The organism is Vibrio sp. Of14-4 (genome assembly GCF_022347625.1).
Lineage (GTDB): Bacteria > Pseudomonadota > Gammaproteobacteria > Enterobacterales > Vibrionaceae > Vibrio > Vibrio pristinus.
In genome coordinates, this window is the sequence record NZ_JAKRGI010000002.1 from 130282 (window position 1) to 143434 (window position 13153).

The following is a 13153-nucleotide window of genomic DNA, read 5'->3' on the forward strand; positions in this document are numbered from 1 at the left end:
ACCTCAGTAGTAAAATCCATTATCACCTAACAAACGCGGTTTGCGGTTGTCGGTATAAGTTGCATCACCGCCGGCCGCTGCATTCTTTTTACTTGGTAGTGCTAATAACCTTTCTAGGTCACTCTGGGGTATCAAAGTATCCGTTGGTAAAGCAAAGTTATTAGCGCGGGTAGGCTCAACCAGATAAGCCGTCGCAATGATGATCAGCTCTGTCTCTCGACGCTGATATTGGTTAGAGCGAAATAGAGTACCTAAGATTGGAATATCCCCTATTCCTGGCACTTTTTGTAACTGATCGATTTCACTACTTTGTAACAAACCACCAAGAGCAAAGCTTTGTCCGCTCGCCAGCTCTATCGTGGTTGAAGCCCTACGCGAAGTGAAAGAGGGCAGCACATTACCATTAAATACGGCTTGGTTGTCCACCGAGACACTGCTCACTTCCGGCTCAACTTTTAGACTGATTCGATCAGGGCCAAGCACTATAGGTTTGAAGTTAAGATTAACGCCAAAAGGACGGTATTCAACCTTTGCAGTATCGCCTTGAATCAAAGGAATTGGCACTTCTCCCCCGACAAGAAAACTCGCTTCTTCACCCGAAATTGCCGATAGGTTAGGCTCTGCGAGAATCGACATATCACCCGTCGATGCCAAGGCATCAACTAAGGCACTAAAGTTAGGTTTAGTCCAACTGCTGACACCAGATGGTTTGTTGTACATAAAACTGCCAATCACATTCTCAGCGCTACTCCCTTCCCCCATTAGTGATCCCCATTTAATGCCTAATGTATTTGAGACATTACGAGAAACTTCTGCAATTCGAACACGTATATTGACTTGGGTTGGCATGGTGACAAGTAGCTGGTTGATCAGTTCATCATTGTTCTCAGAGCTTGGCTCGGCTTGCTGCGTTGATGAACTATCAGATTGAGAAGAATCATTATCATTTGTGCCTTGGGACGCGGTGATAGGAGAAAGATAACCTTTCGCCACATTAACTATGCTATGTGCCATAGCTGGACTTGGTACTGAGCCTTTAAGCCATAACTTTCCACCCAAAGATTCAGTCTTGACTGAGGCCTCAGGAAACTGAGTTTTAATCAGGCTATCTAACTCTTGAGTGTCATGAACAACACGAATCTTATTGCTGTATATTACCTGCTCTTTATCGTTCAAAATGGTCATTGTCGCCGTGCCAGCCTGCTTACCAAATACCATTAATTTGGTATTTGTCATTGGCTGATAGTCAGCAATATGCGTGTTAGAGATAAAAATTGATTTTGCCTTTTGGGGCAAACGTACCATTTGCGCTTCATTTATGTTTACTTCAAGCGCCGACGCCCAAGAAGAGCATGTGAAAAACAAGCTAGGAAGCAATAACAAGCCCCACCAGCGCAGTAATGTAGTCATTGGTTGTTCCTGAAATTGTTAGTTATTTTTGTTATTTGGACGAAGCTCAATCAAATCCACATCTGGCGCGATTATTTTGCTTTGTGGGTTAAGCTGCGTCGAAGTAATCATGGAATTAACGGGTTCCGTCAAGTTCGGCTCTCCAGCACCGCGCAAAGACAAAGTAAGCCGACCAAGTTGATTGGCTAAAACAATTTGTGTTGCTTGCTCTGGCGTAACTTCGAGTGAGACTGAACTATTGTCGGGTATTTTGGCGCCGTAGTCTCGGCGCTGCTCTTGAAACCCTTCTGATGATGACAAGTTGTTGAAAGCAAGGATACGCACATTATGCGCAATCGTGCTGACATATAAGCCTTCAACTTGATTGTCATACTTTTTCAATTCGCTAAGCTTTGACGCCAATAGTAACACGTCAACTTTATCTCCCGGTTGAACAAAGCCTGAGTTGGCCGTGACTTGATCAACAGGCACGGATATGGCTCGATAGCCTGACCTGACTTTTAGTGCCAGTGATACACCGCCTCTAGGTGGCGTTAAATCCGCAGAACTTATCACCTGACCTTTCTCAATCGCAATATGCGCAATCCCAGCGGAAAGGTGAGCAGACTCAAGCTCATCTTCTGTAATGTAATCTAAATAATCGTCCAACTCATTTTGGGGCACTGCCTGCCAACGAAACATGGTGGCGCTATATACATCCCCTGCTTCAATATTTTTATTTGAAACCAGAACTCGCTTAAACACCGCTGCAGCTTGGTTAACCTCCGGTGACTGTGGCTTGGGTGAGTTTAAAAGCAGCAATCCTATCCCTATCCCTGACAATAAGATAGACACCAACATCAATCGCTTCGCTGTCATGACTTGTCCTTGTTTGTCTTTTTAATTGCCTGAGTCTTGAGTCTGTTCGAGTGACTCAATCACAGTGTCATAGGCGCCTACAATTGCTCTTGTTAGCTTGCCATCACTGCCACCCACAAATGAGAGTAGAAGCACAGACATGGCCGCAGCTAAAATTGCGTATTCAATCGCTGCTGCCCCACGTTGCTTTGTATTACGTAACATTAATAAACTCCTGAAAATGCTGTTCAGTCTCATTTAGACTTAAGGTGTTGCGATAAAACGGTATAGGTATCTATCATTAAGTAACGATACTTGTTTAACCTCTCCGAGAACGAAATCAAAATAACTACGTGTACTTTGTGTAGAAAAATCAGTGAAGTATTGTTCGCGGATAAGAGTGCCGAATGGATCTTTTACATCGTTGTAAATCAATACATTCTGCTCAACAGGAATTAGATTACCTAACTCACTAACGCTGGGAAGACGCCAATTCGACAAGCCACAAACTTGCTCTGATGTTTGAGCGTCTAGATTTTCTGTGAGGTCCTCATAATCAACCCATCGTGTGTCTCCGCGCTTATCAAACAGTTGCCAAACATGGCCAGTCATTAGATTTTTTGCGCAGCTTGCCTCTGCGCGGTTTTCCACCAACCCACCACTTACATCCAAATATTGCCATTGATTAGGTAAAGTGTTTTCACTCACAAGACGCACTAGAGCCGCCATGTTGTTAGCAGGAAAGGACTTAGATTCCTCGCTGTTACTTGTTGATGCATAAACATACGCTGTTTGTTCACCCTCTTTGCCTGGCTTAGCAGACCAATAATAAACCGGCTGATTGTGCGGATGATTAACAAATACATCAGTGTCGATGCTAAGACCTTTATCACTAGAATATTCTGAGTATTTAACATATCTAGAGGCCAAGCTTTGTAACTGAAGTATAGTGGGCACTCTCCAATCACTGACTCCGCAAAGTGCCTCTTGGTTGACATTTGAAATATACCCTTTGGGGCCTAACACATTTTTGCTTTCATCACTGCTGCCTTGATACGCGAAATAGTCAAGTGTGTTTGCTTCAACCTTGGGCAGTAACATCCAAATTCGTCTTCTATCGCCTGAGCCAAGTTCTAATACGCAGCGCCAACCTTGCTCGTAAGTGGAATTTTGGGCTAAATACAGCCCTGCTTTGTCCAACTTGGCATACTGTTTACCGGCTGCATCAACAATAATGGCTTGAAATTGCGAGACAACCGCCCCTGAGTTTTGTGCTCTTTCTCGTGCCGCTACAATAAGTTGCTCTATATTTTCCTTGTCGTAGTGACTTAACAAATCGTATTTATCTATCAGCGCCAAGGCACCACTACTTTTTAGGTTTGGTAGACTCTCGAGCCAAGCCGTTAGCTCAGCCCTTAATTGCTGAGAAGTAAAAAAGGCCTTGTGGAGACGATTAGCGCCAATCTGCTGTTTTTTACCGTCCTGTGTCCCATCCAGTGCAGCTATACTACTGGCAATAATAGAGTTTTGCTGATGAAGCTTAGCCAGACTATCAACCGCTTGCAGCTCTTTGAGTAAAGCTGCTGCGACTAAAACGTTATACTCATATTCACGCCAGTCACTAACATAGTTGTCCACCTTTAACACAAACTCTTGGCTTTTGCTGTCGCTACGATTTTTTGCTAAGAGCGCTCGCTGAACAAAAAAAGTGATCGCGGGTTGGTGCCCAGAATAGATATCTTGCCATGATGCCAAGGCGCTGCTTAATAGAGTTTGATACTGGGCGTTGTCAGCACTGAGTCTGGTGTAATCAACTTCGGTATCATCTAACAAGCTTAGAAGGTTCACCACGGCATCACGAGCTTGTTGTAAACGAGCAGCTTGTTCACTTAATCGAAGTTTCTGAGTAATCTGGGCACCATCAATCTCATCGACTAGCTGAGCACCAGCAGGCAAAGACCATACAGCAAACCATTGGTGAGAGAGATCGGGACTAATATCGCCTTCACCTGATTCTTTGATAGAAACAAGAGTACCATTTCGCTTGGCGACTAGAGGGCCTGAAAAGCTATTGATTACAAAGCTTCTGACTTTTTCATCAACTGTACGACTGCGTAACCTTTTCGCTGCATCAACCTCGATAAGTCGCGACCCCTTAATATTACAAGCATTCATTGCAGACACTTTATCACTCAGCTCATCGAACGTTTGCCGGTTGTAACTTTGGCTCTTGGCCCAAAAAATAGGCTCACCAGATCCATCTGGATTATATTCTGCAACGCAGTTCGCTCGCGTGTAGTCCCAGCCCTTATCTCCAAAGGTAATCACTTTGTTTATATTATCCATAGGAACAAATTGCAGTGCTACAAACTCACCTCGACTGGTGCTAGTGGCAAAAAGAGTCTCGCTAGCCGGAGTTGGCATGCCTTCAAGAGCATTTTGTTTTACGCGTATACCAACCTTATTTTTTGCGTATGCTTGTGGGCCAATAAACTGAGGTTTGGAAACTACCGTCTGCCAAGTACTTCCACCATCAGTGGTATATTCATAGTGCTCGGGTTGATCGAATGTGACTGGAGAGTTCCAAATACTCACACTGAGGTCGTCCCAAGAAATCATATTCCCGTAGATAGGGTTATCATCTGACGTCGATAGAATGTCCATTTTTTCTGGTGCTGGGAATTTGGGATTATTATTAGAAGAGACATTATCTGTCGTCGTGTTAGCGGCAAGGTTAGTAGCGTCAAGCTTAGGATCCGACTCATTGCCTCCTCCACATCCAGCAATAAAAGCCGCACAGGCCATAATACCAAAGGTTTGAGCGACTATTTTCACGGCCAATTACTCCTAAAACTTTGTGTTCCCTACAAAATCAGGCCGAGATAGTAATGCAAATGATATTTACTATCAATATCATTTGATCTTTTATTTGCACAAGTGATTAAATAAGCGCACACGATAACACTTTAAACCAAATTTGGTAAACAATTGATCAAAATGAACAAACCACCATCACCTCACTTGGTTGCAATCGCTGTTTCAGCAGCAATCTCGCTTTATGGATGTGGCGGCAGTGATAGCTCAGAAAGTACTTCGCCTACCACGAGCTATGCTCACTACAATCAAAAAGCATGCGCTGATACAAACTTTGATGGCCAATGCAGTCAATATGAGCAAAAATTATTACTGGCCAGTGGTTACCCTAAGATGCTCAATGTTGGTGGCGCTATTCTGACCGCTCCCGGCGAACTTGATATTATTTCTCCCTTTACAACCTTAATACACAGCGAAATGCTTTATAACCCCTTGGTTCAAGGTCAAGTCGTCAATGCCAAAGCCTACTTACAAGCCAAATTAGGCAATTATGTTGGTGTTAATTTCGACACGCTCGATATCAATTACGGGCCTAAAAATGAGAGCCAAGTCTTGACTGAATCGCTTATTCAAGCACAACAAAGCGGTCCAAGTGGCGCTTCTCCTTTGGTCAAAATCGCTCACGCCCTCGATATGATGATAAAGTACAAAACGCTGGATCTGAGCTCAATAAACTTAGACAAAGAGAGTTCACAACAGCTGAACCTTGATGGAGCGGTTCTTATACATGGGTCTCAGGAGGAAAAGGGACTCAAGTCACTTAAATCGATTGCACTAAACCCAGCCAACAATAAACTCCTCTATCTCGACGACTTAGATACGGTTAAAGAACTGAGTACTTCAGTCAAAAGAGCAGCTGGCTTAGCGACTTACCAGCAAGCGCCCTCAGAGGGAGCAATAGCCCCAAGTTCAATAACAAGAGCAAGTCTCAGAAATGATGACCATCACGAATCAGACCATGATAAAGAACACGACGATTTTGGTGGTAACGCAAGTAACCTACCGGATTTTGAAAAGGATGCTTCTCGAGAGCTAAAGCAAGTATTGCCTGCATTAAATGGCGTACAATCCTATAAGCTTTATAACCCCCAAAACCACGCTATCCAAGTCGATGCATGTGAAGCGAGTGGCGGCAATGGTATTTTACTAACCAGCCTGCAAGATAACACTGGCCACGACAGCTCTTCAGAGGCTCCTGACATAATCACAATTCAACCTTCTGCGGCTATTGATACTATCGGCGGGGCATCTGGCAGCGAGTTACCGACCTTGCCACCAGCTCCAGTGGTGATTGAGCCCTCTTCTGCCGCCTGTTACAACGATAACTTTGAATGGATGAAGCCCCTATACAGCCAGAGTAGTATTCTGGCCCGTTGGGATAATGGCTTAGATACAAAAAAGGACCAGCTCTGGCTTTTGGATGAAATAAGCCTAAATAAATTATCACTACTGGATCAAGTCTCTGAAAAAAAAATCCTTATATCTAAAGATGAGCAAGACATCCTGCTCATTGCGGATAGTGACAGCCAAACAATTGGCACATTAGAAGCTAAGTTGATTCCACTGAACAATCGAAGTTTTGGCTCCCCATCAATGATCAAACTTCAAAAAGACGACAGTTACCCGATTATTACTACCGCCAGTTTCGCTGCCAACCAGCAGATTGTATTTGCTTTACAAGACGAAAATACAACAAAACACAAAATCATTTGGATAAATAAAAGCGCGCCGACCAAACCCTTATCTAGTATCCAAGGCCAAGGGCAAGGGCAAGGGCAAGGGCAAGGGGTTATAAAGTATTTAGAATCATCGCCCGATGGTAAGTTTACCGTTGCAGTTACGAAAAAAAATATCTACTTACTTGATAATCAAACCCAGCGGATTTCCAAAACAATCGACTTTGATGCAAGCAGCATGACAGACTTATTTGTCCAGAATGATAAGGCGATTGCAATTGGAGAAGGCAAAGTTGATTATTTCCAGTTTGCTAATATTTCTGGCCCTCCGCTGATCGTTGCTACTCACTTAATTACCAAACAATTAGTCAATCAATGGGGCAAAGCACAGCTAGGTCCAATTACTTTGTATGATATGTTAAACCAAACCCCTCAATACACTAACTTGGCAGCTCATAACATACTGACTCCATTTAAAAACATTAACTTAGAATGGAATGTATTAGGTGGCCAGGTTAGAAGCGTGAACATTAGTGGCACCTACAGGGGAGAAGATATTGCTATCACCAAGCCTCTATAAAAGATAAATGTGTTGGTCCTCTCGCTACTTAAAGACCAACACCCTTTTATTCTCTAGTTCCAACAAACCGATTAGTTCGCCTTTATAAGAACCGACCCAAATTCCACAACATGGCGACTAGACATAAGAGCCTACTGTCGATATGTTTCTCAATCATTAGGTTATAAAGGATGTTCTGATGACCCCGACTATAGAAACAATTTTATCTCATCGTTCCATTCGTAAGTTTACCGAGCAAGCGATTGACCCTGAGCAGCTAGATACCATTATCCAATCCGGACTTGCTGCATCTTCATCAAGCATGCTTCAAGTGGTCTCTATTATTCGCGTCACCGATTTGGACAAACGTAAAACCTTAGCAAAGCTCGCTGGCAATCAACCTTATGTAGCAAGCGCAGCGGAGTTTTTGGTATTTTGCATCGATTATCACAGGCATTTTACTATCAACCCTAAGGTCAATGCTGAGTATACAGAACTCACTATCATTGGAGCGGTAGACTGTGGAATTATGGCTCAAAACTGCCTTTTGTCTGCTGAATCGCTAGGGTTAGGAGGCGTCTATATTGGGGGACTCAGAAATTCGGCATCTGAGGTCGATGAACTTCTCGAATTACCGCAGCATTGCGCCGTTTTGTTCGGATTGTGCCTTGGCCATCCTGATCAAGACCCGCAGATCAAACCTCGACTACCAGCGAAAGTGATCATGCATGAAAACAGCTATCAAGCTATAGATTTATCCAACATTGAGAGTTACGATAAAAAGATGCAAGACTACTACGCAAGTCGCAGCGCCAATCAAAAGCAAAGTATTTGGTCTCAAGAAGTGACTAACAAGCTTGCTGGTGAGTCCCGTCCACACATCAAAGGCTACCTAAATCATAAAGGGTTAACCAAACGCTGAGTTCACGATGAAATAAAAAGCAGCACTAACCGCACGTTCTTAGGGGTGTTAGGAGCATGTTTCAATGCTAGTGCTGCATAAGTTATTTATTTTGTGGTTTCAGTTTATCTTAAAGCCTTCCAACCAAATCAGAATGACCATTGGCATAGGTTAATCAAGTTCAAAATAGCACGACGCTCCCATTTAGACTGGGCAAGCTCTAGCCTGGCATAATAATAGGTCGCCATCTGGTTATGCTTATTCGTATTCATCATTTTGTCCTCTCTGATTACCTCAGATATTATCTCGCCATATAGGGAAACTTAAAACTGAGACATTTCAAAAATACCTTTCCTAATTTTGATAAAAATAACCATAACTTCACTAAAATCGACTGTATTCTGATAAAATAGGGAAAATAACACTTCAATAAAATGCTTGTTTTGGAGCCCAAATGTCAGATCTCAATTTGCTGCGCTATTACGCACGCCTTGAACCATTAGGTGTTGGGGAGGACATTAAAACAGCGCTACCGGATATCGCTGAACGGCTATTTACTAGCCATCGCCATGCAAGAAACTTACTCAATCAAATGCAACAACTAGAGTGGCTATCATGGGCCCCCAAAGTGGGAAGGCATCAAAGGTCAACTCTTGTGCTCAACTTAACACTGACAGACCTCAAATCTCAGTTGGCAAGCAAACGCATACGACAAGGTCAATACGAACAGGCCTTAAGCATTCTCGATGATGATCAAAAAGCGTTTGGGCGTTTGCTACAAAGTACGTCAGGGGCCACAATACGTGAGGGACTACTGCATATACAGCTGACTTATAAACGCTCTTTTGAACGCATAGTGCCACACCAATTACAGCGCTCGAGCGAACGTTATCTACTCAGGCAGATATACTGCTGCCTAGTGAGTAGTGACCTAGAAGGCCACTTGAAGCCTCAACTGGCTCACCACTGGCAATGCGAAAACAAGGGTCATGAATGGACTTTCTACCTTAGGCCTGCATTGACCTTTCATAATGGCGCCGCTATTGATGCCGATAGTATTGTGAGTCTTTTTGCTAAACTATCGACATTGCCAAACTACCGGGACGAGCTGGCTCATTTAGAAAGCGTCACTTCACCACAGCCGAATAAGGTCGTATTCGAATTTTCAAAACCCGATCTTGGGTTTGGCGGTTTGGTTTCAGGAGTAAAGTACGCCATCCAACCTACCAGCCAAGTCAATAATGCAAACCATTATGGTGTCATCGGCTCTGGACCATTTGAAGTACGAGAACACAGAGAAGATCGCCTTTGTCTGCAAGCATTCGAGCGCTATTACGGCTGCCGTGCTTTAACTGACCAAGTCACTATCTGGAAATTGGACGAAAAAGAACTGACGAATAGACAAATTCAAACCAACCAACCTGGCGTACAAGGCAATAACGAGTGTGAATACCACCTTTCTCATACAGATGACGCTCAACTTCACAGCAATAGCCACAAGTCACGACTCGAAGATGGGTGCATGCTAGTTTTATTCAATCAATCGTCTCCTTCTGCGCTTGATGACAACCAAAAACGCTATTTATCATGCATACTCAATCCACAGCGTGTTTATGACCAACTCAAACTTAACCAAACACTGTTTGGTTGCAGCAAAGCATACAACATACTTCCTGCATGGCCACCAGTGTTAAGGCCACAAGAGCCAGAGGCTGATCTTCCCCCACACATAGACATTGCTGTCTATGACTACAGAGCGCTGATAGACTGTGCTCTCGCCATTAAAAGCCTATTAAATAAACTGGGTATTGAAACTAGAGTCAGTACCTACTCTTATCGTAAGCTTTATGAAATGTCACAAAACAACCAATTAGCCGAAACGCTAGTCGTGACCAATATCAATTTGGATGATAATCGACACTCTTCAACCTTTTATAACTTATACACTAATCCAGTACTTCATACTTGTATTGGTCACAAGGCCAAACAGTGGCTCATACACTCGCTAGAACAAATTCGTGAAACGACACCTCTCGATCGATATCTCGATGCAATAGAGCCCATTGCTTCAACCTTTATTCATCAGTACTGGGTAACACCTTTATTTCACCACCGACAGACACTGCGCTTTCATGGTGTACTTAAAAATGTTGAGCTAACCAACTGGGGTTGGCCCGATATCAAAAATGTCTGGTCAACAGACTAAGCCGTTGGAGAACTGAACAAATATTGTTATAGGACTCATCACTTAAACGACGATTCGAGTCGTTTATCACGTAACGAAGACCAACTCTTTATCCTAGATTTGAAATTTGAGTCCTGTCACAAGGCATCCCTTGAATTTCATACTTGATTACCTATCATTTCACACAAAGACACTGTATGGATAAACAGTTGAAAGAGAGAAAGCTTCAGTTTCACTATTATTTTAATAATGAATCTCATTCTATGGATGCCATAGTTCGCAACCAATGTGAGACAGAGATCATTTCAATACTGTATGAAATAGCCAATATTCTTGATGTGTCAGTGACAATAGAGAGCGAAGCTCGCCAAGAAGGTGGACTGCGTGATATTTGGAGGTTAGCCAATTCAAATGCCGGCATTCTATCTGTCATCGTTGGTGTTGCTTCGATCGCGATACCTTTGCTTCCCAAATCAGATTCAGAGTTAGAACGGCTACAAAAAGAAGAATTACGCCTAAGTATTGAAGAGAAGAGACTTAGAATACAGACATTAAAACAGCAGGCGAACAAGGATAAAATCGAACCTAAAACCATCAAACAAGTGGCAGAAGTGGTCAACGAAAGTCATAAAGTGATCACACGCCGCTCAAACCTATTTAAACATCTTTGTGCCTATTCAAAAGTCACCCAGGTTGGAGTTAGCGAACTAGATTGCCATGGTACGCCTTTGATCCCAGAGTCATTGATCAAACGATCCAAATTCAAAAGATTTGTTTTGCCCTCCCATCGATTACCAATACAAACCTTTGATGATGCCACCATTGAAATCATTGCACCTGTACTCGGAGAGGGTAAATATAAATGGAAAGGAATATGGCAAGGTCAACATATCAACTTTGCCATGTGTGATAAAGACTTTAAACAAAGGGTTCTAAGCCAGAAAATGAGTTTTCAAAGCGGCTCTACTATACGCTGCATACTAAAGCTGAATTCGAAGTTAGATCAGCTAGGAGATATTGTTATTACTGGTTACTCAGTCACTAGCGTACTCTCATTCGGAGTCGATGAGACGCCGAAAGGCAAGATACACCGCCAGCAGAAAAAATTCGAACAAGCGCAGCTCGAGTTGTTTGAAAACGCATAGCCCAAGTACAATCTAAGCTGATAAACCCATGGGAATGGTGACACGAATACGATGCTCATCTGGGTCCAACGCAACAAAACTAACCCCGTACGACAGTTCTTTAGGCTCTTGAGCAAAATCAACCGATTGATTTTTCCAGCTTTGGTATAGAGACTCGAGCTTTGTTTGGTCTTCAACCAATATGGACAACTCGGTTCCACCACCTGTTATACAACTTGTTGGTACTAAATTTGAGTTCTGTTTTAGTAACAATGTTGTATCGTTTGCAAACTTAATTTCCATACAGGTCGGTGAGAGGGCTCTCGACTCACAACCAAGCACCTTGGTATAAAAACCTTGGCTAACGTGAATGTCCTCTACATAAAGAACATAGGCATCAATAGTTAACATATTATTTCCTCAACAGATAAAGTAAGTGAACAGTGGAATGACTATAATCCACCTAACTGTCAGAACCTGTCAGGAGACTTGAGTAAAGTTGGAGATATAATCGACATTAGAAATGCGTTGGACATCCATTCAGAAGTAGAAATGGTGCTAGCGCTTGACTGGGCAATAAAGCTACTCAATCGAGTTTTCGTCTTTAAGACTCCATTTGTGATAAATTTCTTTAATCTCACTTTCTAAGCCTAAAAAGGTATCCACCATATGTGGGTCAAAATGTGAGCCAGCGTTATTTTGTATTTCACTTAACGCGTCTTCAATTGACCACGCCTCTTTATAAGGGCGTTCCATAGTCAAAGCATCAAATACATCACAGATAGCGACGATCCTAGCGCCTTGTGGTATTTCCTCCCCAGCTAAGCCTTCTGGGTATCCTGTTCCATCCCAGCGTTCATGATGAGATTTGGCTACCTCAGCACCCAACTGGAATACAGGGTTAGAAGACATAGATAATATTTCATGACCAATTTCAGAGTGCTTTTTCATCACTACCCATTCATCCTCAGCTAAAGGTCTTGGCGCTTTAAGTATCGCATCAGGTATGCCAATTTTCCCCGTGTCATGCAAAGGGGCTGCAAGTTCTAATAAGTTATAATTTTCATAATCCCAACCCACAGCTTTGGCTAATAACTTACAGTACTCGGCCATGCGCCAAATGTGACTACCTGTGTCAGTATCATTATAATGGCCAGCAACACCCAGCATTCGAATCGCCGATAGAGCCAAAGAATCAACTTCAGCTAAACGAGTTAGAGATAGGTGAGTGGCAACACGACGAAGAACAATAGCCGGTGAGAAAGGTTTGGTTATATAATCAACGGCGCCTAGATCAAAACCCTTGGATTGATCATCTGTGTCATCTTTAGCTGAGATAAAAATAACCGGAATATGAGCCGTTTCTGGCTCACACTTAAGCCTTCGACAGACTTCAAATCCATCCATCTCTGGCATCATAATGTCGAGTAAAATAATATTAGGCTGAGGCGATGTGTTTGCGAGCTTCAGCGCTTTCTCACCACTTGTGGCTGCCCTTACTGAGTAATTGCCTTTCTCCAATACACTTTTCAGAATTCGGATATTGTCTGGAACATCGTCAACCACTAAGATTGTTTTATCCATTCT

11 protein-coding genes are annotated in these 13153 nt (G+C 42.9%); 4 read left to right on the plus strand and 7 right to left on the minus strand.

Annotated elements, in window-relative coordinates:
• Nucleotides 1–3: 3 nt before the first annotated feature.
• Genes MHN79_RS02860 through MHN79_RS20970 form a run of 4 tightly spaced genes read right to left on the minus strand, consistent with a single transcriptional unit; the run spans nt 4 to nt 5082 of the window.
• Nucleotides 4–1410 carry a type II and III secretion system protein family protein gene (locus MHN79_RS02860; RefSeq protein WP_239171634.1) on the minus strand — a complete coding sequence of 469 codons (1407 nt, stop codon included), beginning with the start codon at nt 1408–1410 and terminating at the stop codon, nt 4–6.
• A gap of 18 nt (nt 1411–1428) precedes the next feature.
• Entirely contained in the window at nt 1429–2268 is an 840-nt protein-coding gene (gene cpaB / locus MHN79_RS02865; protein WP_239171635.1) for a Flp pilus assembly protein CpaB, read from the minus strand.
• A 21-nt stretch (nt 2269–2289) separates the two neighbouring features.
• Nucleotides 2290–2472, minus strand: coding sequence for a Flp family type IVb pilin (locus MHN79_RS02870; protein WP_239171636.1), 183 nt, complete (start codon nt 2470–2472; stop codon nt 2290–2292).
• A 39-nt stretch (nt 2473–2511) separates the two neighbouring features.
• Nucleotides 2512–5082, minus strand: coding sequence for a DUF1566 domain-containing protein (locus MHN79_RS20970; protein WP_239171637.1), 2571 nt, complete (start codon nt 5080–5082; stop codon nt 2512–2514).
• Nucleotides 5083–5244: 162 nt separating this feature from the next.
• Between MHN79_RS20970 and MHN79_RS02880 the strand changes: the two genes are divergently transcribed.
• Together MHN79_RS02880 and nfsA are read left to right on the plus strand one after the other, a co-directional pair.
• A complete protein-coding gene (locus MHN79_RS02880; RefSeq protein WP_239171638.1) occupies nt 5245–7377 on the plus strand; it encodes a hypothetical protein in 2133 nt (710 codons plus the stop codon).
• 178 nt (nt 7378–7555) lie between these two features.
• On the plus strand, nt 7556–8278 hold the full coding sequence (gene nfsA / locus MHN79_RS02885) for an oxygen-insensitive NADPH nitroreductase (protein WP_239171639.1): 723 nt from the start codon (nt 7556–7558) through the stop codon (nt 8276–8278).
• Nucleotides 8279–8406: 128 nt separating this feature from the next.
• Here the strand turns inward: nfsA and MHN79_RS20850 are convergent, their stop codons facing one another.
• Nucleotides 8407–8532 (minus strand): hypothetical protein, encoded by a 126-nt coding sequence (locus tag MHN79_RS20850; RefSeq protein WP_275435931.1) that lies wholly within the window; start codon nt 8530–8532, stop codon nt 8407–8409.
• Nucleotides 8533–8711: 179 nt separating this feature from the next.
• Here MHN79_RS20850 and MHN79_RS02890 point away from each other — a divergent pair, with 179 nt between their 5' ends.
• Nucleotides 8712–10463, plus strand: coding sequence for an SgrR family transcriptional regulator (locus tag MHN79_RS02890; protein WP_239171640.1), 1752 nt, complete (start codon nt 8712–8714; stop codon nt 10461–10463).
• 176 nt (nt 10464–10639) lie between these two features.
• The gene (locus tag MHN79_RS02895) at nt 10640–11587 is read left to right on the plus strand and encodes a hypothetical protein (RefSeq protein WP_239171641.1); all 948 of its coding nucleotides are present in this window, start codon (nt 10640–10642) and stop codon (nt 11585–11587) included.
• Nucleotides 11588–11599: 12 nt separating this feature from the next.
• On the opposite strand, the gene MHN79_RS02900 is transcribed toward MHN79_RS02895, so the two are convergent.
• The gene (locus tag MHN79_RS02900) at nt 11600–11977 is read right to left on the minus strand and encodes a VOC family protein (protein ID WP_239171642.1); all 378 of its coding nucleotides are present in this window, start codon (nt 11975–11977) and stop codon (nt 11600–11602) included.
• Between the two features lie 171 nt (nt 11978–12148).
• Nucleotides 12149–13150: an HD domain-containing phosphohydrolase gene (locus tag MHN79_RS02905; protein ID WP_239171643.1), complete on the minus strand. Its 1002-nt coding sequence runs from the start codon at nt 13148–13150 to the stop codon at nt 12149–12151.
• Between the last annotated feature and the right edge of the window lie 3 nt (nt 13151–13153).